Here is a 20,198-nt window from a genome sequence, read left to right as displayed (position 1 = left end):
ACCATGACGGTGCCGGGCCCCTTCGTGTGGTTCGGTCACTCGGATGGCGCCCAGTAGTCGAGCAGGGTGGCCACGCCGGGCTCCAGCGTCTTCCAGGTGCCGCTGAAGGAGAGGACGGCGAAGGCCGCGGCCGGGAAGCCCCGGCGGCTCATCCGCTCGCGTGCGTCACCGTCGGCCGAGCCGGTCAGGATCTCGGCGAGGCCCTGCACACCCGGGTTGTGGCCGATCAGCAGGACGTTCTGCGCGTCGTCGGGCGTTTCGTTGAGCACGGCGATCAGCTCGCCGGGCGAGGCCTCATAGACCCGCTCTTCATATACGGTTTTCGGCCGGTGCGGGAACTCGTGGACGGCGAGCTTCCAGGTCTCCCGGGTCCGGGTCGCGGTGGAGCACAGGGCCAGATCGAAGGGGATGGCGGTGTCGGCCAGCCTGCGTCCGGCCTCTGCCGCGTCCAGTCGGCCCCGATCGGCGAGCGGCCGCTCGTGGTCGGTCACCTGTGGCCAGTCGGCTTTCGCATGCCGGAAGAGGACAATCCTGCGGGGTTCTGCGACGCTCATGCGTCCCAGCTTCGCATGAAACAGGCCACGGGGCGCAGGGAGTTGACGTGCGGTTCTGGCCGTGCTCAGCGCATGATCAGCTGTTGTACACGCTCGAAGAGCTGAGTGATCGCGGGCTCGGAGGTCGCGGCATGCGCCTCGGACGGGTTGAGTATCAGCGTCAGCAGCGTGATGAAGGCGAGTGTCGGCAGGGCGAGGGCCCACCAGGGCAGCCGGATGTCGGCGCGGCCCGTGGACGCCGGGTGGGGCGGTGTGTGCGTAGGGGCCGACATGACGCCTCCGTAGGTCTTCGATCGGTCGGTGTCCGCCTCCCGCGGGCACACTTCGAAGCTACGGAAGTCCCGGCCCTCAACCCATCCGGTGATCCACCCAGTTGACCCTGACACTCGCCCCCTAGGGGATGGTGGTGCTAGCCCCACCATCGGTCACGACGGGGCAGGTCAGGGGGACGCGATCGTCGCGATGACGGCGATGATCACGAAGATGGCGAAGAACGCGCCGAAGACGAGCAGCATGTTCTTCTGGCCGTTCTTGGGGTTCGGATCGAGCACTGGCATACGGCCAGTCTCGCACTCCCCGGCCTCGCCAGCCGCGCCGGGGTGAGGTCAGCGGGCCGCGGCCTCGTCCTCCACCGTTCGGTTGCGTCCCGCGAGGACCCCTACCGCCATCTGCGGGATCAACAGGCCGGTCATGAGCGCGATGGGCAGCCCCCAGCCGCCGCTGTGCTGGTAGAGCACGCCGACCAGGAGCGGGCCGGGGATGGAGAGCAGATAGCCGGTGCTCTGCGCGAACGCCGACAGCTGGGCCACTCCCGCACTGGTCCTGGCCCGCATGCCGACCATGGTGAGGGCGAGCGGGAACGAACAGTTGGAGACGCCGAGCAGCAGGGCCCAGGCCCAGGAACCGGCGGACGGCGCGAGGTACAGCCCGGCGTAGCCGACGAGGCCGCAGGCGCCCAGCGCGAGCACGATCGGCCCCTGGTGGGGCAGCCTGGTGGCCAGGCGCGGGATGACGAAGGCCAGCGGCACGCCCATGACCATGGTCACGGCGAGCAGCAGCCCGGCCGTGCTCGCCTGCACGCCCGAGTCCCGGAAGATCTGGGCCATCCAGCCCATCGTGATGTAGGCGCCGGTGGCCTGGAGCCCGAAGTAGACGGCGAGGGCCCAGGCGGTGCGGCTCCGGGTGATCCGCAGCCGGGGCGCCTCCACACGCGCGTGCCTGTCCTGCGCGGAGGAGGCGGGCGCCGCCCCCCGGCCCCGTACGAAGGGCAGCCAGGGCAGTACGGCCGCCGCTCCGAGCGCTCCCCAGACGGCGAGCCCGGTCTGCCAACTCCCGCCCAGCATCTCGGTCATGGGCACCGTCACGGCCGCCGCGGACGCGGTGCCGAGGGCGAGGGCCATCGAGTACAGGCCGGTCATGGAGCCGACCCGGTCCGGGAACCAGCGCTTGACGATGACCGGCATCAGGACGTTGCTGACCGCGATGCCCATGAGGGCGAGCGCGGTGGCGGCCAGGAAGCCGGCCGTGCTTCCCGCGTACGGCCGTACGAGCAGGCCGGCGCTGATGGCGACCATGCCCGCGCACACCACGGCACCCGGGCCGAAGCGGCGGGCCAGGCGGGGGGCCGCTACGCCGAAGACGGCGAAGCAGAGCGGGGGCACCGAGGTGAGGAGTCCGGCGACGCTGCCGCTCATGCCGAGCGCGTCGCGGACCTCTTCGAGGAGGGCGCCGAGGCTGGTGATGGCGGGGCGGAGGTTCAGCGCGGTCAGCACGATGCCGAGCACGAGCAGCCGTATCGTCCACGCGCGCGTGGCGGGCTCCGTGCTGGTGCGGGCCTCGCGGGTGCTTGCCTCGGAGGTGCGTATGCGTGTGGACGTCGCCGTCCGGATTTCCTCGCTCACCATGAGGCCCATCATAGAATCATGGGATGATTGGTTGTCCACCCCCGGTCCCCTCGGTCCGGGTCCTCCCGTGCGAAGGTGTGCCATGCCCCTGAGCCACCCCCGCCGCTCGGCGCTGTCCGAGCAGGTCATCGCGGCGTTGCGGAACCAGATCACCTCGGGCGAGTGGCCCGTCGGCTCCCGTATCCCGACCGAGCCCGAGCTGGTCGAGCAGCTCGGCGTGGCGCGCAACACCGTGCGCGAGGCGGTCCGCGCGCTCGCGCACAACGGCCTGCTGGACATCCGCCAGGGCTCCGGCACCTATGTGGTGGCGACCAGCGAGCTGGCCGGCGTGATGCACCGCCGCTTCGCCGACGCCGACCCCCGGCACATCGCCGAGCTGCGCGCCACGCTGGAGTCGTCCGCGGCGCAGCTGGCCGCCGAGCGGCGCACGGAGAAGGACCTCAAGCAGCTGGACGCGCTGCTGGTGCGGCGCGAGGAGGCCTGGGAGTCGGGGGACGCGGAGGCGTTCGTGGCGGCCGACGCGACGTTCCATCTGGCAGTGGTGGCGGCCTCCCACAACGACGTGATGACCGCGATGTACGCCGACCTGGGCGAGGTGCTGCGGGACTGGCTGCGCGAGGACGTCGGCACGGAGCTGACGCCGGAGACGCACATGGACCACGCGCGTCTGGTCGACGCGATCCGCGCGGGCGACGCGACGGCGGCCGCGGCCGAGGCGGCGAGCTATCCGTTCCTGTGCCGTCCGAGGCGCTTCAGCCCTCCCGGTCGTGACTGACCCACACCGAGCCGACCTCCTTCCAGCAGCGCCCGGTCAGCCGCACGGTCTGTGCGGGCCCGGCGTCCACCGGTGAGCCGTCGCTGTCGATGTCCCACCAACGGGCGCACTCGACGTGCAGGCTCACGCGATCGGTACCTGGATAGGGGTTGTGGCAGTAAGCGGTCACCTGGGATCCGGTGACTCGGACGCGGCATGCGGCGCCGAACGGCTCCTGGGGCCGCACCTCGGCGGCGGGCACACGCGCGTGGGCTATCGCCTCGTACGACAGGGGCAGTACGAGCGCGACGGCGACGGACGTTGAGGCCAGGCGGCGGAACAAGCGCACAACGGGACCTCCTCGGCCGTACGGGAGAGGGGCTCGCGGGATGAACGCGTACTCCAGGGTGCGCTGTTGCCGGCCTCGGCCGCCTCGCCGGATAGCCCGAACGGGTGACGCCCCGCTCCCCGCGCGCTGCGGGAAACGGGGCGTCGGCGACGCGGGTGGGATCAGGCGCCGATGGCGTGCAGACCGCCGTCCACGTGGATGATCTCGCCGGTGGTCTTCGGGAACCAGTCGCTCAGCAGCGCGACGATGCCGCGGCCGGCCGGCTCCGGGTCCTTGAGGTCCCACTCCAGCGGGGAGCGGTCGTCCCAGACGGAGGCCAGCTCGCTGAAGCCCGGGATGGACTTGGCGGCCATGGAGCCGAGCGGGCCCGCCGAGACGAGGTTGCAGCGGATGTTCTGCTTGCCCAGGTCACGGGCCATGTAGCGGCTGGTGGCCTCCAGCGCGGCCTTGGCCGGGCCCATCCAGTCGTACTGCGGCCAGGCGTACTGCGCGTCGAAGGTGAGGCCGACGACCGAGCCGCCGTTCTGCATCAGCGGCAGGCAGGCCATGGTGAGCGACTTCAGGGAGTACGCCGAGACGTGCATGGCCGTGGCGACCGACTCGAACGGCGTGTTCAGGAAGTTGCCGCCGAGCGCGTCCTGCGGGGCGAAGCCGATGGAGTGCACGACGCCGTCGAGGCCGCCGAGCTCTTCGCCGACGAGGTCGGCCAGGCGCCCGAGGTGCTCGTCGTTGGTGACGTCGAGCTCGATGACCTTGGTGGGCTTGGGGAGCTTCTTGGCGATGCGCTCGGTCAGCGTGGGCCGCGGGAACGCGGTGAGGATGACCTCGGCGCCCTGCTCCTGGGCCAGCTTCGCGGCGTGGAAGGCGATGGAGGCCTCCGTCAGCACACCGGTGATCAGGATGCGCTTGCCCTCAAGAATTCCGCTCATGGTGATCAGTGACCCATTCCCAGTCCGCCGTCAACGGGGATGACGGCTCCAGTGATGTACGAGGCGTCGTCCGAGGCGAGGAACCGCACCGTCGCGGCGATCTCCTCCGGCTGCGCGTAACGACCGAGCGGCACCTGCTTCACGATGCCCTCACGCTGCTCGTCGGTGAGCACCTTGGTCATGTCGGTGTCGACGAAGCCGGGCGCGACGACGTTGAAGGTGATGTTGCGCGAGCCCAGCTCACGGGCGAGAGAGCGCGCGAAGCCGACCAGGCCGGCCTTGGAGGCCGCGTAGTTCGCCTGGCCCGGGCCGCCGTAGAGGCCGACGACGGAGGAGATCAGGACGACGCGGCCCTTCTTGGCGCGCAGCATGCCGCGGTTGGCACGCTTGACCACACGGAAGGTGCCGGTGAGGTTGGTGTCGAGGACGGACGTGAAGTCCTCCTCGGACATGCGCATCAGGAGCTGGTCCTTGGTGACGCCGGCGTTGGCGATCAGAACCTCGACCGGGCCGTGCTCGGCCTCGATCTCCTTGTAGGCCTGCTCCACCTGCTCGGTGTCGGTGATGTCGCACTTGACGGCCAGGAAGCCGGCCGGCGGCTCACCCGAGCGGTATGTGATCGCGACCTTGTCGCCGGCGTCGGCGAAAGCGCGGGCGATGGCGAGGCCGATGCCCCGGTTGCCTCCGGTGACGAGAACCGAGCGGCTCAACGGATCACCCTTTCGATAGGGGTCTGACACACCCGCCCGAACAGCTGGATGACAGGCGGCTTCTCCGAAAACCTATCGGTCCCGTCCCGGCATCGGACATTCGGGCACCGACAGTGGCTTACCGGCGTCACTGTCGGGTCCCTACAGAAAGTTGCCGACTCCAGCCGGAAACCTGTGGTCCGTGGCCGTGTCCGCGCGAAATGATCGGTGCCGACAGGCCACGACAGCAGGGAGACCTCCGTGCCCCATACGATCGATGAAGCCTTTACGGCGCTTCCGCTACGCGCCCTGGCCGACGCCGCGCTGGCACGCGCGCGTGCGCTGGGTGCCGAACACGCGGACTTCCGGTTCGAGCGGGTGCGCAGCGCGTCCTGGCGTTTGCGGGACGCCAGGCTCGCCGGTTCGTCGGACACCACCGACCTCGGGTACGCGGTGCGGGTGGTGCACGGCGGGACCTGGGGGTTCGCGTCGGGTGTCGATCTGACACTGGACGCCGCCGCCAAGGTCGCCTCGCAGGCGGTGGCGATGGCGAAGCTGTCCGCCCAGGTGATCAAGGCCGCCGGGTCGGACGAGCGGGTGGAACTCGCCGACGAGCCCGTGCACAGCGAGAAGACATGGATCTCGTCGTACGAGATCGATCCGTTCGGCGTGCCCGACGAGGAGAAGTCGGGGCTGCTGGCGGACTGGAGCGCGCGGCTGCTGGCGGCGGACGGGGTGAACCACGTCGACGCCTCGCTGCTCACCGTCCATGAGAACAAGTTCTACGCCGACACCGCCGGGACCGTGACCACCCAGCAGCGCGTCCGGCTGCACCCGCAGCTGACCGCCGTGTCGGTCGACGAGTCCAGCGGCGAGTTCGACTCCATGCGCACCATCGCACCGCCCGTCGGACGCGGCTGGGAGTACCTGACGGGCACCGGCTGGGACTGGGACGACGAGCTGGCGCGCATCCCCGAGCTGCTCGCCGAGAAGATGCGGGCGCCGAGTGTCCAGGCGGGGCCGTACGACCTCGTCGTGGACCCCTCCAACCTGTGGCTGACCATCCACGAGTCCATCGGCCACGCCACCGAACTGGACCGTGCCCTCGGCTACGAGGCCGCCTACGCGGGCACCTCCTTCGCCACCTTCGACCAGCTCGGCAAGCTCCGGTACGGCTCCGACCTGATGAACGTCACCGGTGACCGCACCGCCGAGCACGGCCTGGCGACCATCGGGTACGACGACGAGGGCGTCGCCGGGCAGTCCTGGGACCTGGTGAAGAACGGCACGCTCGTCGGCTACCAGCTGGACCGGCGGATCGCGAAGCTGACCGGGTTCGAACGGTCCAACGGGTGCGCGTTCGCCGACTCCCCCGGCCATGTGCCGGTGCAGCGCATGGCCAACGTGTCGCTGCAGCCGGATCCGGCCGGGATGTCGACCGAGGATCTGATCGGGAGCGTCGACCGCGGGATCTATGTCGTCGGCGACCGGTCCTGGTCGATCGACATGCAGCGCTACAACTTCCAGTTCACCGGGCAGCGGTTCTTCAGGATCGAGAACGGGCGGATCACCGGGCAGCTGCGGGACGTCGCGTACCAGGCGACGACCACCGACTTCTGGGGTTCGATGGCCGCGGTGGGCGGTCCGCAGACGTATGTCCTGGGCGGTGCCTTCAACTGTGGCAAGGCGCAGCCGGGGCAGGTCGCGGCCGTCTCGCACGGCTGCCCGTCGGCCCTCTTCAAGGGCGTCAACATTCTCAACACCACCCAGGAGGCCGGTCGATGAGCGCTCACTCCCCCAAGGCGCACAAGCCGCACGAGATCGTCGAGCGGGCCCTTGAGCTCTCGCGGGCCGACGGGTGCGTCGTCATCGCCGACGAGCAGTCGACCGCCAATCTGCGCTGGGCGGGCAACGCGCTCACCACGAACGGCGTCACGCGCGGGCGGACGCTCACCGTCGTCGCGACCGTCGACGGCAAGGAGGGCACGGCCTCCGGGGTGGTGTCCCGGTCGGCCGTGACCGCGGACGAGCTGGAGCCGCTGGTGCGGGCAGCCGAGGCCGCCGCGCGCGGTGCCGGGCCCGCCGAGGACGCGCAGCCGCTGGTGACGGACGTATCGGCGTCGCCGGACTTCACGGACGGCCCGGCCGAGACGTCGTCCACCGTGTTCGCCGACTTCGCCCCGGCGCTCGGCGAGGCGTTCGCACGCGCGCGTGCGGGCGGGCGGGAGTTGTACGGCTTCGCCAACCACGAGCTGGTGTCGACGTACGTGGGCACCTCCACGGGGCTGCGGCTGCGGCACGACCAGCCCAACGGGACGCTGGAGCTGAACGCCAAGTCGCCGGACCGCACCCGCTCGGCGTGGGCGGGGCGCTCCACGCGGGACTTCAAGGACGTCGACCCCACGACGCTCGATGCCGAGCTGGCCGTACGGCTCGGCTGGGCCGAGCGGCGTCTGGAGCTGCCGGCGGGCCGGTACGAGACGCTGCTGCCGCCGACCGCCGTGGCCGACCTGCTGATCTACCAGATGTGGTCGGCGTCCGGGCGGGACGCGGTCGAGGGCCGGACGGTGTTCTCCAAGCCCGGCGGCAAGACGCGTGTCGGCGAGAAGCTGAGCGAGCTGCCGCTGACGCTGCGCAGCGACCCGAACGAGCCGGGCCTTGAGTCCGCGCCCTTCGTGATCGCGCACTCCTCCGGGGGCGACCAGTCGGTGTTCGACAACGGGCTGCCGCTCGGGGCGACGGAGTGGCTGCGTGAGGGCGAGCTGAAGCACCTCATGACCAGTCGGCACAGTGCGGGGCTGACCGGTCTGCCGGTGGCGCCGGGCATCGACAACCTGATCCTGGACGGCGGCGAGGACCGGTCGATCGAGGAGATGGTCGCGAACACCGAGCGAGGGCTGCTGCTGACCTGCCTCTGGTACATCCGCGAGGTCGACCCGGCGACCCTGCTGCTCACCGGCCTGACCCGGGACGGTGTCTACCTCGTCGAGAACGGCGAGGTGACCGGCGAGGTCAACAACTTCCGGTTCAACGAGTCGCCGGTGGGCCTGCTCGGGCGGGCGACCGAGGCGGGGCGTACGGAGAAGACCCTGCCCCGGGAGTGGAGCGACTGGTTCACCAGGGCGGCGATGCCCGCGCTGCGCGTCCCCGATTTCAACATGAGCTCTGTCAGTCAGGGCGTATAACCTCGTAGGCGTTTGCAGTCGGCTGTCATCCGACCGGCCGAAGATCATCGAGGAGACACGAGAACCGTGACGGACATCGTCGACGAGCTGAAGTGGCGTGGCGTGATCGCCCTGTCCACCGACGAGGACGCATTGCGCAAGGCTCTCGCGGACGGTCCCGTCACGTTCTATTGCGGTTTCGACCCGACCGCGGCCAGCCTGCACGTCGGCCACCTGGTCCAGGTCCTCACCATGCGCCGCCTCCAGCAGGCGGGCCTGCGCCCGCTCGCGCTGGTCGGCGGCGCCACGGGCCAGATCGGCGACCCGCGCCCGACGGCCGAGCGCACGCTGAACGACCCGGAGACGGTCGCGAACTGGGTGAACCGTCTGCGCGCGCAGATCGAGCCCTTCCTCTCCTTCGAGGGCGACAACGCCGCGACGATGGTGAACAACCTGGACTGGACGGCCGGCATGTCGGCCATCGAGTTCCTGCGGGACATCGGCAAGCACTTCCGCGTCAACAAGATGCTCACCAAGGACTCGGTCGCCCGTCGGCTCCAGTCCGAAGAGGGCATCAGCTACACGGAGTTCAGCTACCAACTGCTCCAGGGCATGGACTTCCTGGAGCTGTACCGGCGGCACGGCTGCACGCTCCAGCAGGGCGGCAGCGACCAGTGGGGCAACCTCACGGCGGGTCTGGACCTGATCCACCGCCTGGAGCCGCACGCGGGCGTGCACGCGCTGGCGACCCCGCTGATGACCAAGGCGGACGGCACCAAGTTCGGCAAGACCGAGGGCGGCGCCATCTGGCTCGACCCGGAGATGACGACGCCGTACGCGTTCTACCAGTTCTGGCTGAACGCGGACGACCGGGACATCTCGACGTACATGCGGATCCTGTCCTTCAAGTCCCGTGCGGAGCTGGAGGAGCTGGAGAAGCAGACGGAGGAGCGTCCGCAGGCGCGGGCCGCGCAGCGGGCTCTCGCCGAGGAGCTGACGACGCTGGTGCACGGCGCCGACCAGACGGCCGCGGTGATCGCCGCGTCCCGTGCGCTCTTCGGGCAGGGGGAGCTGGCGGAGCTGGATGCGGCGACGCTGGCTGCTGCGCTGTCCGAGGTGCCGCATGTGAAGGTTGCCGAGCTCGGTCCGGTGGTCGACCTGTTCGCCGAGGTCGGCCTTGTCGCCAGCAAGTCTGCTGCGCGGCGGACCGTGAAGGAGGGCGGGGCGTACGTGAACAACGTGAAGGTCGCCGCGGAGGATGCCGTGCCGGCGAAGGAGGACCTGCTGCACGAGCGGTGGCTGGTGCTGCGGCGGGGGAAGAAGAACCTCGCGGCGGTTGAGGTCACCGGCTCGTAGGGTTTTGCGGGATTCGCCGTAGGGGTGCGGTGATCTGCGGGCTACTGGTTCGTTGTGGCTGGTCGCGCAGTTCCCCGCGCCCCTTTCGGGGCGCTTCCCCTAGGGCGTTGATCGCCTCACGTCCGCTGCTTCTTCTTGCCCAGCGTCGCCATGTACAGCATGTCCCCCACGTACACGATGATCACCGCTGCGACGATCTGGAAGATGTGGCGGCTCCAGTCGATGCCGCGTGTCGAGTCGACGCCGAACGCTCGGGCGATGGAGTTGCCGACGATGGCGCCGAGCATGCCGAAGATGGTGGTCAGCCAGAGAGGGCTGTGCTGCTTGCCCGGGATGAGCAGCTTCGCGAGCAGGCCCAGCACGAATCCCACGATGATCGCCCACAACCAGCCCATGGCCGCCTCCTACGCCTCGGGGTGAGGATTACGGCCAGTCTTGGTGCGGCTCCGGTACGCCGCATGCCGGGTACCGCCGTACGCGTTACGGCTGATGGCGTTCCCCCAGGTGACAGGGGCCCCGGTCTCGTAGGCGGCGCAGACGGGGCGTACCGTGGAAGGTGTCCTGGCCCGGGTCTCCGACCGGGGGCGGTCGGGTACGGACAGGGGGAGAGTCCGATGCGGGCGGATGGTGGAATCTGATGCGGAAGCTGCACGCGGGCGGCCAGTCCGAGGTATTCCGGATCACCGGGGCCCGAGCGGGGCTCCAGGACGATGTGCGCGCCCGGCAGCGCCGGTACGTCATCTCGATGTCGATCCGTACGGTGTCGGTGATCCTGGCGGCGTCGCTGTGGAACGTCGAACGGCACGTCGCGATCGTGGCGTTGGTTCTCGGGGCGATCCTGCCGTACATCGCCGTGGTGATCGCCAACGCCGGGCGGGAGAATGCGCCGGGTCTGCCGTCGACGTTCGTGATGGCGCCCACGCGGCCGATGATCGCGCCGCAGGGGACGAATGACGGTTCTGCGGAATCGGTCCCGGAAGATGTGGCGGATGACTCCGCGCCGGGCGAACAAAGCAAACCGCACGACGCAACGTGATCCTGCGGAGCGGTGCGCTCCGCAGGCGACTCCGCGCCAAGCTCAGGAAAAGCTCAGATCAATAGTGTTGTTCCGGTGCCGGGGGACGGGTTACCCATGACATACTTCGTGGACGCTCCGCATCCCCCGTCGGAGCGATGGACCGACGCCGGGCAGCTCCCCCCGTGGCTGCTCGGCGTCGCCTTTTGTGCGCATCTGTGAGACGAATCCGTGAGTGACACGCCTATCTGTTCTGCCAAGGGCTGCCGTGCCGATGCCGTGTGGGTGCTGGCGTGGAACAACCCGAAGATTCATACGCCGGAGCGGCGCAAGACGTGGCTCGCGTGCGAGGAGCATCGCGAGCATTTGTCGCAGTTCCTCGGGGTGCGGGGGTTTTTGAAGGACGTTGTGCTGCTGGAGGAATGGGAAGCGCCGGAAGTCTGATGGCGCGCCATCGGTCCGAGGTGGTGCACGCCTTTACGCGTCTGCCGGCCCGTCGCGGTTGGTCGCGCAGTTCCCCGCGCCCCTTGAGGCGTTGCAGCTAGCCGCCGATCGCGGACATCGGTCGGTCCGGCTGGACGAAGCTCGGGTCGTCCAGGCCCGCTCCCGCCTTCTTGCCCCACATCGCCAGGCGCCAGATGCGGGCGATCTCCTCATCGGGAGCGCCGGAGCGCAGGGCTGCGCGCAGGTCCGTCTCCTCCTGGGCGAACAGGCAGGTGCGGACCTGGCCGTCGGCCGTCAGGCGGGTGCGGTCGCAGGCCGCGCAGAACGGGCGGGTGACGGAGGCGATGACGCCCACCACATGGGGGCCGCCGTCCACCAGCCAGCGCTCCGCCGGGGCCGAGCCGCGCTTCTCCTCGCCCTCGGGGGTCAGCTCGAAGCGGGTGCGCAGGGAGGTCAGGATGTCACCGGCCGTGATCATGCCGTCGCGCTTCCAGCCGTGCTGGGCGTCCAGGGGCATCTGCTCGATGAAGCGCAGTTCGTAGTCGTGCTCCACGGCCCAGGCGAGGAGGTCGGGGGCCTCGTCGTCGTTGAGGCCCGGCATCAGGACCGAGTTGACCTTGACCGGGGTCAGGCCGGCGTCGCGGGCAGCGTACAGGCCGTCGATGACGTCCTTGTGGCGGTCGCGGCGGGTGAGGGTCTTGAAGACGTCGGGGCGGAGGGTGTCCAGGGAGACGTTGACCCGGTCCAGGCCCGCGGTCTTCAGGGCGGACGCGGTGCGCCTGAGGCCGATGCCGTTCGTCGTCAGGGACATCTGGGGGCGGGGGGTGAGCGCCGCCACGCGCTCGACTATGCCCACCAGACCGGGGCGCAGCAGGGGCTCGCCGCCGGTGAAGCGGACCTCCTCGATACCGAGGGAGGTGACGGCGATGTCGATCAGGCGGACGATCTCGTCGTCCGTGAGCAGGTCGGGCTTGGCCAGCCACTGCAGGCCCTCCTCGGGCATGCAGTACGTGCACCGCAGGTTGCAGCGGTCGGTCAGCGAGACCCTCAGGTCGGTGGCCACTCGGCCGTAGGTGTCGATGAGCACGTGGGCCCCCTCCCTCGTCACGACCAGATTCAACGTCCGTCACCTGCGAGCCTACGTGACCGCACTGACAGTGACACAGGCCCGATCCCACGACGTAAGACGCGGCCGCGTCGTAGAGACCTACGACGCGGCCGCTCGGGGGTGGTGCTCAGTGGGCGCCGGTGCCGGTCAGGGACCGGACCTCCAGCTCCGCGTACTTGCGGGCGTCGGGCTCTTCCTTGGACAGGACGGTGCCGAGCCAGCCCATGAGGAAGCCGAACGGGATGGAGATGATGCCCGGGTTCTTCAGCGGGAACCAGGCGAAGTCGACGTCCGGGAACATCGCCTTCGGGTCGCCGGAGACGACCGGCGAGAACAGCACCAGGCCGACGGCGACGATCAGACCGCCGTAGATCGACCACAGCGCGCCCTGGGTGGTGAACTTCTTCCAGAACAGGCTGTAGAGGATCGTCGGCAGGTTGGCGGAGGCGGCGACCGCGAAGGCCAGGGCGACCAGGCCGGCGACGTTGAGGTCGCGGGCGAGGGCGCCGAGGAGGATGGAGACGGCGCCGATGCCGATGGTGGCGAGGCGGGCGGCCCTGACCTCCTCCTTCTCGGTGGCCTGGCCCTTCCTGATGACGTTCGCGTAGATGTCGTGGGCGAACGACGAGGACGAGGCCAGGGTCAGACCCGCGACGACCGCGAGGATCGTCGCGAAGGCCACCGCCGAGATGGTGGCGAGCAGGATCGCGCCCCATGCCGAGTCGACACCGCCCAGGTGCAGCGCGAGCAGGGGTGCGGCCGTGTTGCCGGACGGGTTGGAGGCGATGATCTCGTCCTGGGAGATCAGCGCGGCGGCGCCGAAGCCGAGCGCGATGGTCATCAGGTAGAAGCCGCCGATGATGCCGATCGCCCAGTTCACGGACTTACGGGCGGCCTTGGCGTTGGGCACCGTGTAGAAGCGGATCAGGATGTGCGGCAGACCGGCGGTGCCGAGGACCAGGGCGATGCCCAGGGAGATGAAGTCCAGCTTGGAGGTGCCGGTGGCGCCGTACTGGAGGCCGGGCTCCAGGAAGGCGGCGCCCTTGCCGCTGTTCTCAGCGGCCTTGCCGAGCAGGTCGGAGATGTTGAAGTTGAACTTCAGCAGCACCAGGAACGTAATGAGGATCGTGCCGCCGATGAGCAGGACCGCCTTGACCATCTGGACCCAGGTGGTGCCCTTCATGCCGCCGATCGACACGTACACGATCATCAGGACGCCGACGAGCGCGACGATGAGGATCTTGCCGGCGTCGGTGGTGATGCCGAGCAGCAGCGAGACCAGGACGCCGGCGCCCGCCATCTGGGCGAGCAGGTAGAAGATCGACACGACGATCGTGGAGGTGCCGGCCGCCGTGCGCACCGGGCGCTGGCGCATGCGGTACGCGAGCACGTCGCCCATCGTGTAGCGGCCGGAGTTCCGGAGCGGTTCGGCCACCAGGAGCAGGGCGACCAGCCAGGCGACCAGGAATCCGATGGAGTAGAGGAAGCCGTCGTATCCGAAGAGGGCGATGGCGCCCGCGATGCCGAGGAAGGACGCGGCGGACATGTAGTCGCCGGAGACGGCGAGGCCGTTCTGGAAGGCGCTGAAGGAGCGGCCGCCCGCGTAGAAGTCGGCGGCGTCCTTGGTCTGGCGGCCGGCCCAGATGGTGATGAACAGGGTCGCGACCACGAAGCACGCGAACAGGGTGATGATCAGCGGACGGTGCTCGCTGGCCTCGTTGGCGGCGAGCTGCACATGGGTCATCGCGGGGCTCATGCGCCGCCCTCCATACGGGTCTTGATGGCCTCGGCCTTGGGGTCGAGCTTCGCGCCGGCGTGGCGCGAGTACCACCAGGCGATGAGGAACGTGGTGAGGAACTGGGCGATACCGAGGACCAAGGCGACGTTGATGTTGCCGAACAGCTTGGTGCCCATGAAGTCGCCCGCGTAGTTGGAGAGCAGGACGTACAGCAGGTACCAGGCAATGAAGGCGACGGTCAGCGGGAAGGCGAAGGAGCGGTAGGAGCGGCGCAGTTCACCGAACTCCGCGCTCTCCTGCACCTCGGCGAACTCCTCGGGGGAAGGGAGTTTGTGTTGCTCTTTCGAGGGGGGCGGTGCGTCGGTGGCCACGGAGTCTCCTCGCGTTGCGGGCTCTGTTGCGTCGGTGGACGGGGGCGGGTCGGGGGGTGGGGACGAGTTGGGTACGGGCATGCGGCTCTGTTCCTCATGGTGACGTGGATCACCTGAGCCGGGTGGCGATGTTAGGGCCACGGCGCGTGATCCGACAGGGGGCTCGATCCTGCTCGCGCCTCCTTCCCAAGGTCACGGCGCCGCGCGAGGACCGGTTCAACTCCGAAGGCTTCTTTCCGAAGTCGCTCGGATCAGTGATTGCTGGCCCGGAAGATCAGGGATAACTTCGCTCCAGCACGAATCGTCATGTACCTGCCCGGCCACCCATCCCTGCTTCGGGCGGGCCTTCCGTTCCGGATGATGTGGAGAACCCATGGCTCATCTGCGGTCCAGACGCCGACTCGGCCTCGCCGTACCCCTCGCCCTGTCACTGACCGCCTCGCTCGGCTTCCTGCCGGCGGCGGCCTCGGCCGCACCGCTCGGGGAGCCGTCCGTACAGGCCGCGGACGCGACCGCCCTGGCGTATGTCGTCAACACCCGACCGGACCATCGCACGATCGAGTCGGTGAAGAAGGCGATCGCGGCGGCCGACGGCACCGTCGTGACGTCGTACGACAAGATCGGCGTGATCGTCGTCCACTCGGCGAACCCCGACTTCGCCAAGGTGATGCGCAAGGTGCGCGGGGTGGAGTCGGCGGGTGCGACGCGTACGACGCCGCTGACCGCCGCCGGCACCACGGACGAGGGTCCCGTCCAGCTGCTGACGAAGAAGCAGGCCACGAAGACCGCGCGGGTGTCCGACGCGGCGGCCGACAGCGAGCCCCTTGAGGCCGACCAGTGGGACCTGCGGGCGATCGGCGCCGACAAGGCCGCCAAGATCAACCCGGGCAGTTCGAACGTCACCGTCGCCGTCATCGACACCGGCGTCGACGACACCCATCCGGACCTGGCCCCGAACTTCTCCGCGTCCCAGTCGGCGAACTGCGTCGGCGGCGTCCCGGACACCAGCGCGGGCGCCTGGCGTCCGTACAACCCGACCGAGGACTACCACGGCACGCATGTCGCGGGTGAGATAGCCGCGGCCCGCAACGGCATCGGTGTCGCGGGTGTGGCGCCCGGCGTGAAGGTCGCCGGCATCAAGGTGAGCGACCCCAAGAACGGCCTCTTCTACCCGGAGAACGTCGTCTGCGCCTTCGTGTTCGCCGCCGACCACGGCGTGGAGATCACCAACAACAGCTACTACGTTGACCCGTGGCTGTACAACTGCATGGACGACCCCGACCAGAAGGCCATCGTTGACGCGGTCAACAGGGCCCAGCTGTACGCCCAGAAGAAGGGCACGCTCAACCTGGCCTCGGCGGGCAACTCCAACCACGACATGGACGCCGACTCCATCGTCGACGACACCAGCCCCGACGACTCCACGCCGGTCAACCGCACGATCGACCCGCACACGTGCTTCGATGTGCCGACCCAGCTGCCGGGCGTGGTCACGGTGAGCGCGACGGGCGTCAAGAACGAGAAGTCGTACTACTCGTCCTACGGTTACGGCGTCGTCGACATCGCGGCCCCGGGCGGCGACCGGAAGTTCCAGATCCCGACGGACACCCCGTCGCAGAACGGCCGCATCCTGTCCACCATGCCGAACGGCGAGTACGGCTGGCTGCAGGGCACGTCGATGGCCTCGCCGCACGCCTCCGGCGTCGCCGCGCTGCTGAAGTCCAAGTACCCGAAGGCGACTCCGGCGATGCTGCAGGCGCTCCTGAAGGCCCAGGCGGACAACCCGGGCTGCCCGGAGTCGTACGACCAGGACGGCGACGGCAAGCAGGACGCGGTGTGCGAGAGCGGCAAGCGGTTCAACGGGTTCTACGGGTTCGGCGTCGTTGACGCGCTGGACGCCGTCGACTGAACATATTGATTCAGTCAATACTGCATAGTGCAGTCATGACTGAAATCAGTACAGCCTGGTCCGCGGTGGGCGGCGATCCTGCCCTGCTCCCCCGGGTGTCGACCGTGGTGCGGGAGGGTGCGCTTCATGCGCGCCTTCCCGTACGGGAGTTGGCGCGCGCGTGCGTGGGCGCGTGCGCGCTGGCCGCGGCCGAGTTGGGGGCGCGGCGGGCCGGGCTCGCCGAGGTGCCCGGGGTGCGGCTGGACGACGGCGCCATCGCCACGGCGTTCGTGAGTGAACGGCATCTGCTGGTCGACGGCCGCGCACCGGTCAACTTCGCGCCGCTGTCGCGGTTCTGGCCGACGGCGGACGGCTGGGTGCGGACGCACGCGAACTATCCCCACCACCGGGCCCCGCTCCTGGCCGCGCTGGGAGTGGCCGAGGAGGACCCGGACGCCGTGGGCGCGGCCCTGGCCGAGCGGTCCTCTCACGAGGTGGAGAAGGCCGTCTATGCGGCCGGCGGACTGGCCGTGGCGCTGCGCACCCCGAAGGAATGGGCGGCGCACGAGCAGGCCGCCGAGGTGGTCCGGCGTCCGCTCGTCGAGCACGAACGCCTGGACACGGCACGCGTGCGTGCGCTCCCGGTGCTCGACGGCACTCCCCTGCTGCCCGCTGCCGGGATACGTGTACTGGACCTGACCCGGGTCATCGCCGGACCCGTCGCCACACGCACGCTCGCCCTGCTCGGCGCCGACGTCCTGCGCGTGGACGCGCCGCAGCTGCCCGAACTCGCCGACCAGCACGCCGACACGGGTTTCGGGAAGCGCTCGGCGACGCTGGACCTGGCGGCCGACCGGAGCGCCTTCGAGGAACTCCTCTCCGCTGCGGACGTCGTGGTCACCGGCTACCGGCCGGGCGCCCTGGACCGGTTCGGACTGTCGGCACACGCGCTGGCCGAGCGCCGGCCCGGGCTGGTCGTGGCGCAGCTGTCGGCATGGGGAGACCACGGACCCTGGCGCGAGCGGCGCGGGTTCGACAGTCTCGTCCAGGTCGCCACGGGGATCGCCGCGATCGAGGGATCGACCGAGCGACCCGGCGCACTGCCCGCGCAGGCCCTCGACCACGGGACGGGGTATCTGCTGGCGGCGGCGGTACTGCGGGCACTGACCGAGCAGCGGGAGCAGGGGTACGGCCGGTGCGTACGGTTGTCACTGGCGCGCACCGCGCAGTGGCTGGTGAACGGGCTCCGGCCGGGGCCGCGGGGGGAGCGGGTATACGCGGCTCCGGACGCCTGGCTCAGTGAGCGGGACAGCCCCCTCGGGCGGTTGCGGTACGCCCTGCCACCAGTGTCGTTCACGGGCGGTCCCGCCGACTGGGGGCGGCCGCCGGGGGTTTGGGGCGCGGATCCGGCGGGATGGGTCTGAGCGACGAGGATCCCGGCTCAGTGTGACGAGGCTGAGCGGTAGAGGTCCCGGTTCCGTGGGGCGGGGGCGAGCGGCAGAAACCCCGGCCCCGTGGAGCAGGGGCGAGCGGCAGAGACCCCGGTTCCGGGTAGCGAGGCTGATCGGCAGAGACCCCGGCTCCGCAGGGGTGGGCCCGCGCGGCAGAAATCCCGGCCCCGTGGGGCGGGGTCGAGCGGCAGAGACCCCGGTTCCGGATGCCGAGGCTGATCGGCAGAGACCCCGGCTCCGCAGGGGTGGGCCCGCGCGGCAGATGCCCCGGTTTCCGCGTGATGGTCTGAGCGCCGGGGCCGTCGGAAGCGTATCCCTGGGCGGAATGCCGTACCGCCACTTGTTTTCCGGCACTTGCCCGGCTCTGTGTTGCTTTGTGAAGATCCTGAGGTGACGTTGACCAGACCTTCCCCTGGTGTGTCCGCCGGGGGTGAGCCCGCGGGGCGCCCCGGTGTGGGCCGGGCCGTCGCCGTGCTCGTCCTGGTCGCGCTCGCGGCGCTGATCCCGCTGCTCGGGCCGTCGGCCGCGCTGCACGGCACCGGGGAGGCCCCCGCGCCCGGCACGGCCGGGATCGCGCTGCTGCGCACGGTGCTGTTCGCGGCGTTGTGCGTCCCGTTGGGGGAACTGTTCCTGCGTCGGCTGGCCCGCTCGATGCCCGGCACTCCCCCGGCCATGCCCCGCAGTTGGGCGCCGTACGCGGCCGCCGCCGGTTTCGTCGCCGCCCTGGGCCTCGCCTCGGTCGTCTCCACGGGCAACCTCGTGCCGACCAGCCCGGCGGACCTCGACGTCGGCGGCCTCTACGCGTCGCGCGACGGCAAGCTCGCCCTGCTGGAGGTCAACGCCTTCGCCGTGGCCGGGCTGTGCGCCCTCTCGCGCCGGCCGGCGACCCAGGTGTGGCCGCTGGCCGCGGTGGCGGTCGCCGAGTCGCTGCGGGCGCACCCCACGACCGAGCACGGCCCGCTGCTGGGCTCCGGACTGACGCTGGTGCACCTGCTCTGCGCGTCGCTCTGGGCGGGCGGGCTGCTGTACGCCCTGCGGACCCTGCGCGGGTGGGACGACAGGGAGGCGGGCGCGGCGCTGCTGGGGCTCTACGCGCGCGTGGCGGCCGTACTCCTCGCGGCCGTCACCGCGACAGGGGTGTGGAGTTCACTGCGCCGGATGCCGTCGGACACGATCCTGGAGCAGCTGACCGACACGGCGTACGGGCGCGCCCTGCTGGCCAAGGTGATCCTCATGGTGGCCGTCGCCGCGCTCGCCCTTTGGGCGCGGATCCGGCTGCGCCGGGCTGCCGACCCGCTGACCGCCTGTACTCCCGCGCGGGCCGAGGTCGTCGTCCTGGGGGTGGTGGTCGCACTGTCGGGGCTGCTGACGGCGCTGCCGGTGCCGATCCGCTGGTGAGCGGCCTCAGTTGGCGACCAGGACCTTGAGCGCGGTGCGCTCGTCCATCGCCTTGTAGCCGGCAGGGACGTCCTCCAGACCCACCGTCAGGTCGAAGACGGGCGACGGGTCGATCGTGCCGTCCAGGACGTCCGGCAGCAGCTCGGGGATGTAGGTGCGGACCGGAGCGACGCCGCCGCGCAGCGCGATGTTCCCGTCGAACATGACGCTGAGGTCGAGCCCGGTGCCGCTGCCGTGCGGCACACCGACGAAGCCGATGGCGCCGCCGTCCCGGGTGATGTTGACCGCCGTACGCATGGACTGTTCGGTACCGACGGCCTCGACCACGGCGTGTGCGCCCTGCCCGCGCGTGAGTTCGCGTACGGCCTCGACGGCCGCGTCCCCGCGCTCGGCGACCACGTCGGTGGCGCCGAAGCGGCGTGCGATGTCCGTGCGGACCTGGTGCCGGCCGAGCGCGATGATCCGCTCGGCGCCGAGGCGCTTGGCGGCGAGTACCGCGCACAGCCCGACGGCACCGTCACCGACGACCGCGACCGTGGCACCCGGGCGGGCCCCGGCGCCGAGGGCGGCGTGATGACCGGTGCCCAGGACGTCGGAGAGGGTCAGCAGGGCGGACAGCAGATGCTCGTCGGAGGCGGCGTCCTTGGGGAGCTGGACGAGGGTGGCGTCGGCGTAGGGGACGCGCACGGCCTCGCCCTGGCCTCCGTCGGAGCCGACGGACCCCCAGAAGCCGCCGTGCTCGCAGGAGGTGGTGAGGCCCTCGCGGCAGTAGTCGCAGACGCCGTCGGACCACATGAAGGGCGCGACGACGAGGTCGCCGCGCCTGACCCCGGTCACCTCGGGACCCGCCTCCTCGACGACACCGAGGAACTCATGGCCGATGCGCTGCCCCGGCTGCCGGGCCGCCTCGCCCCGGTACGCCCACAGGTCGCTGCCGCAGATACAGGCGCGCAGCACCCGGACCACGGCGTCCGTGGACTCCTGGAGCACGGGGTCGGGCACGTCCTGCACACGCATGTCGAAGGGGGCGTGGATGGTGGTGGCGCGCATGGCGAGGGTCCTTCTCGTCGCTGGTGGGGCGTGCGC

The 20,198-nt window shown here is 70.3% G+C and carries 21 protein-coding genes; 9 read left to right on the top strand and 12 right to left on the bottom strand.

Annotated features, from left to right (window positions below; translation table 11 throughout):
* Window positions 1–35 precede the first annotated feature (35 nt).
* From POF73_RS33895 to POF73_RS33880, 4 genes are all read right to left on the bottom strand, one after another.
* The gene (locus POF73_RS33895) at window positions 36–554 is read right to left on the bottom strand and encodes a SixA phosphatase family protein (protein ID WP_272122890.1); all 519 of its coding nucleotides are present in this window, start codon (window positions 552–554) and stop codon (window positions 36–38) included.
* 65 nt (window positions 555–619) lie between these two features.
* Window positions 620–826 carry a hypothetical protein gene (locus tag POF73_RS33890; protein ID WP_272122888.1) on the bottom strand — a complete coding sequence of 69 codons (207 nt, stop codon included), beginning with the start codon at window positions 824–826 and terminating at the stop codon, window positions 620–622.
* Window positions 827–994: 168 nt separating this feature from the next.
* Complete coding sequence (locus POF73_RS33885; protein ID WP_272122887.1) at window positions 995–1,111, bottom strand: SGM_5486 family transporter-associated protein; 117 nt, start codon at window positions 1,109–1,111, stop codon at window positions 995–997.
* A 48-nt stretch (window positions 1,112–1,159) separates the two neighbouring features.
* On the bottom strand, window positions 1,160–2,470 hold the full coding sequence (locus POF73_RS33880) for a CynX/NimT family MFS transporter (RefSeq protein ID WP_272122886.1): 1,311 nt from the start codon (window positions 2,468–2,470) through the stop codon (window positions 1,160–1,162).
* Between the two features lie 70 nt (window positions 2,471–2,540).
* Between POF73_RS33880 and POF73_RS33875 the strand changes: the two genes are divergently transcribed.
* Entirely contained in the window at window positions 2,541–3,233 is a 693-nt protein-coding gene (locus tag POF73_RS33875; RefSeq protein WP_272122885.1) for a FadR/GntR family transcriptional regulator, read from the top strand.
* Here POF73_RS33875 and POF73_RS33870 read toward each other — a convergent pair.
* The 3 genes from POF73_RS33870 to fabG form a co-directional block, all read right to left on the bottom strand.
* The gene (locus tag POF73_RS33870) at window positions 3,211–3,561 is read right to left on the bottom strand and encodes a hypothetical protein (protein WP_272122884.1); all 351 of its coding nucleotides are present in this window, start codon (window positions 3,559–3,561) and stop codon (window positions 3,211–3,213) included. The two genes, POF73_RS33875 and POF73_RS33870, sit on opposite strands and share 23 nt — an antisense overlap.
* 161 nt (window positions 3,562–3,722) lie before the next feature.
* Window positions 3,723–4,490, bottom strand: a complete 768-nt coding sequence (fabI, locus tag POF73_RS33865; protein WP_272122882.1) for an enoyl-ACP reductase FabI — start codon at window positions 4,488–4,490, stop codon at window positions 3,723–3,725.
* Between the two features lie 5 nt (window positions 4,491–4,495).
* Entirely contained in the window at window positions 4,496–5,200 is a 705-nt protein-coding gene (fabG, locus tag POF73_RS33860) for a 3-oxoacyl-[acyl-carrier-protein] reductase (protein ID WP_272122880.1), read from the bottom strand.
* A 240-nt stretch (window positions 5,201–5,440) separates the two neighbouring features.
* Here fabG and POF73_RS33855 point away from each other — a divergent pair, with 240 nt between their 5' ends.
* From POF73_RS33855 to tyrS, 3 genes are all read left to right on the top strand, one after another.
* Window positions 5,441–6,964, top strand: coding sequence for a TldD/PmbA family protein (locus tag POF73_RS33855; protein WP_272122878.1), 1,524 nt, complete (start codon window positions 5,441–5,443; stop codon window positions 6,962–6,964).
* On the top strand, window positions 6,961–8,364 hold the full coding sequence (locus tag POF73_RS33850) for a metallopeptidase TldD-related protein (protein WP_272122877.1): 1,404 nt from the start codon (window positions 6,961–6,963) through the stop codon (window positions 8,362–8,364). The genes POF73_RS33855 and POF73_RS33850 overlap by 4 nt, the downstream gene beginning before the upstream one ends.
* Window positions 8,365–8,430: 66 nt before the next feature.
* Window positions 8,431–9,699, top strand: coding sequence for a tyrosine--tRNA ligase (gene tyrS / locus POF73_RS33845; RefSeq protein ID WP_272122876.1), 1,269 nt, complete (start codon window positions 8,431–8,433; stop codon window positions 9,697–9,699).
* A 116-nt stretch (window positions 9,700–9,815) separates the two neighbouring features.
* Here the strand turns inward: tyrS and POF73_RS33840 are convergent, their stop codons facing one another.
* On the bottom strand, window positions 9,816–10,094 hold the full coding sequence (locus tag POF73_RS33840) for a GlsB/YeaQ/YmgE family stress response membrane protein (RefSeq protein ID WP_272122875.1): 279 nt from the start codon (window positions 10,092–10,094) through the stop codon (window positions 9,816–9,818).
* A gap of 242 nt (window positions 10,095–10,336) precedes the next feature.
* On the opposite strand from POF73_RS33840, the gene POF73_RS33835 reads away from it, so the two are divergent.
* Both POF73_RS33835 and POF73_RS33830 read left to right on the top strand, forming a co-directional pair.
* Complete coding sequence (locus POF73_RS33835) at window positions 10,337–10,735, top strand: DUF3099 domain-containing protein (protein WP_272122874.1); 399 nt, start codon at window positions 10,337–10,339, stop codon at window positions 10,733–10,735.
* 210 nt (window positions 10,736–10,945) lie between these two features.
* On the top strand, window positions 10,946–11,158 hold the full coding sequence (locus POF73_RS33830) for a hypothetical protein (protein WP_272122873.1): 213 nt from the start codon (window positions 10,946–10,948) through the stop codon (window positions 11,156–11,158).
* A 97-nt stretch (window positions 11,159–11,255) separates the two neighbouring features.
* Here the strand turns inward: POF73_RS33830 and moaA are convergent, their stop codons facing one another.
* From moaA to POF73_RS33815, 3 genes are all read right to left on the bottom strand, one after another.
* Window positions 11,256–12,245: a GTP 3',8-cyclase MoaA gene (gene moaA / locus POF73_RS33825; RefSeq protein ID WP_272122872.1), complete on the bottom strand. Its 990-nt coding sequence runs from the start codon at window positions 12,243–12,245 to the stop codon at window positions 11,256–11,258.
* Window positions 12,246–12,393: 148 nt separating this feature from the next.
* The gene (locus tag POF73_RS33820; RefSeq protein WP_272122871.1) at window positions 12,394–14,022 is read right to left on the bottom strand and encodes a solute symporter family protein; all 1,629 of its coding nucleotides are present in this window, start codon (window positions 14,020–14,022) and stop codon (window positions 12,394–12,396) included.
* Window positions 14,019–14,375 carry a DUF485 domain-containing protein gene (locus POF73_RS33815; protein ID WP_272122870.1) on the bottom strand — a complete coding sequence of 119 codons (357 nt, stop codon included), beginning with the start codon at window positions 14,373–14,375 and terminating at the stop codon, window positions 14,019–14,021. Before POF73_RS33815 ends, POF73_RS33820 begins: the two co-directional genes overlap by 4 nt.
* Window positions 14,376–14,748: 373 nt before the next feature.
* Here POF73_RS33815 and POF73_RS33810 point away from each other — a divergent pair, with 373 nt between their 5' ends.
* The 3 genes from POF73_RS33810 (at window position 14,749) to POF73_RS33800 (ending at window position 19,112) form a co-directional block, all read left to right on the top strand.
* Window positions 14,749–16,284, top strand: a complete 1,536-nt coding sequence (locus POF73_RS33810) for a S8 family peptidase (protein WP_272122869.1) — start codon at window positions 14,749–14,751, stop codon at window positions 16,282–16,284.
* A gap of 35 nt (window positions 16,285–16,319) precedes the next feature.
* Window positions 16,320–17,687, top strand: coding sequence for a CoA transferase (locus POF73_RS33805; protein WP_272122868.1), 1,368 nt, complete (start codon window positions 16,320–16,322; stop codon window positions 17,685–17,687).
* A gap of 417 nt (window positions 17,688–18,104) precedes the next feature.
* Entirely contained in the window at window positions 18,105–19,112 is a 1,008-nt protein-coding gene (locus POF73_RS33800) for a CopD family protein (protein ID WP_272122867.1), read from the top strand.
* A gap of 6 nt (window positions 19,113–19,118) precedes the next feature.
* Here the strand turns inward: POF73_RS33800 and POF73_RS33795 are convergent, their stop codons facing one another.
* A complete protein-coding gene (locus POF73_RS33795; protein WP_272122866.1) occupies window positions 19,119–20,162 on the bottom strand; it encodes a zinc-dependent alcohol dehydrogenase family protein in 1,044 nt (347 codons plus the stop codon).
* Window positions 20,163–20,198: the final 36 nt, after the last annotated feature.

It is taken from the genome of Streptomyces sp. HD, assembly GCF_028369295.1.
GTDB lineage: Bacteria > Actinomycetota > Actinomycetes > Streptomycetales > Streptomycetaceae > Streptomyces.
The sequence above is the reverse complement of the archived record's forward strand: the minus strand, read 5'-3'. Positions and strand labels throughout refer to the sequence as shown.